The organism is Eudoraea adriatica DSM 19308 (assembly GCF_000382125.1).
GTDB lineage: Bacteria > Bacteroidota > Bacteroidia > Flavobacteriales > Flavobacteriaceae > Eudoraea > Eudoraea adriatica.
Window position 1 is genome coordinate 1 of record NZ_KB907562.1, and the last position, 1,856, is coordinate 1,856.

General features: G+C 37.2%; 1 protein-coding gene and 1 pseudogene. Both read right to left on the minus strand.

Annotated elements, in window-relative coordinates; all coding sequences use genetic code 11:
• The coding region (locus G504_RS20040) for an InlB B-repeat-containing protein (RefSeq protein ID WP_040444448.1) at positions 1-530 on the minus strand (530 nt) is incomplete at its 3' end.
• Positions 531-974: 444 nt separating this feature from the next.
• A pseudogene (locus G504_RS19930) lies at positions 975-1,856 on the minus strand (hypothetical protein); the annotation flags it as partial.

The window sequence follows — 1,856 nt, forward strand, 5'->3', positions numbered from 1 at the left end:
TGGTCAAGATCATCACTTATACCATCGCCATCGGAATCCTTCTGACTATCGGAACAGCCTTCCTCATCGGCTGTTTCTCCTTCTGGTGTATCGGGGCAAATGTCTGTAGTATCCTCTACACCATCGCCATCTGCGTCTTTATCACTACTGGAACAACCACTATCATCTACATCCTCTCCTGAAGGTGTATTAGGGCATTGGTCTAAACTATCAGAAACACCATCATTATCGGCATCAGGCATTTCAAATACTGCAATGACCTCTTTGTCAGAGTTCATATTCATTTTTGCTGGATTCGTAGTTCCACTGATGCTACCGCTCCAATTCTTAAAAGTATATCCGCTTGCCGCCGTTGCAGTTAAGGAAACCTCTTCTCCTGAAGTATAAGAGCCACTAGATGGACTTACACTTCCTCCTTCTGTAGGTCTGGCATAAGTTGTTAATTCATAGATTTTAATGTCCTCTTTAGAGCAAGAATCAATTAGGATGAATAAAAGAAATACAAATACTACAGGTAATATTTTTCTCATATCGAATAATTGAAGTCAAACCACAATCATCGCATATTAAGTATAGGAGATATGGAGAAAAAATAGTTGCGGGAATCCCCATAAAAACCAATTGCAATGATTTCTTTGGGGGGAACTCTTAATAATCCGCTAACAATAGTACGCAGGAAGAGTTTATCGTACTATGATAAGTATCATGTTTTGATTATTTATAGGTATTGTAATGTGAACGTGATATGAACTTTCTATACCTGTGTTACCTATTGTGATGAAATCTAGCAAAGTGATTTATCCACAATAGAAAACTCCCCAAAATATGAGGAGTCTATTAAATCAAAAAAAAGATAAATCAAAACCCAAAATCTTCATAGTGTACAGAATAGGATATTAATCGCTAACTAGTATTAGATAAATCAGCATCAGCTACTTTGGCGAATGTTAAATGTTGCAGAACGGCATTGGATATTAGAAGCCACAATCAGTACTTACGGTATAGTTATAAAGCGTATAACTAGCTCCAAGCAAGCTTTGAATATAGGCAGGGTCATCAGCTTGAATACAAGCTCCCTCGCCGGGAGGCATACCCAAACCTATTTGTTCCAGTAGGTAATTTGCGCCATTTTTCAGATTAATAAATTTCGGTCCAAATATTTGCGGATGATTTGTTTGTAGGATAATGCTTCTAAGATTTTTATTATTTGAAAAATCTATAGGAGTATTTTCGAACTCCGGGTCCTTTTCCCATGTAAAATTTTGAATTGAAGGGGCATTCCTCAAAATGGAATTGATCTGATCATTGTTGCCTAAAAAATGTAATTCTAAAGTATTCAAATTAACATTATTCACCAGGTTTAGGGTACCACTTAGCCCCCCCGGGCACTGATATGCAGAATCACTTGAACTCCTCAAAATTAGTTCTTCAAGAGCTATATTATTGCTTAGATCAATTCCATCAACAAAACTGCATAGGAACGTCAATCTTTTTAAGTTGACATTTTGACTTAATTCATTTGTGAAAGGAAAAAAGCCACTCAAAACCAATTCCTCTAAGGCAATAAAATCCTCTATTCCTGTTAAATCTGTAATGAGGGGAAACTCTTCACATTGTAGCCAACAGCCCAAACTTAAACTAGTGACGGTGTTAATGTTACCTGTCAACACATAATCATCCAAAACATCATCATATCCTAAATTAATCAATGCTTGTTCAAATGCATCATCAGGCACATAGGTTTTTAAAACAAGAGTACAGCCATCAGCATCCACAGTTGCACCTGAAGGAGTTTCAGGACATAAATCAAGGTCATCCGTAACTCCATCACCGTCCGTATCCTTTTGCGAGTCACT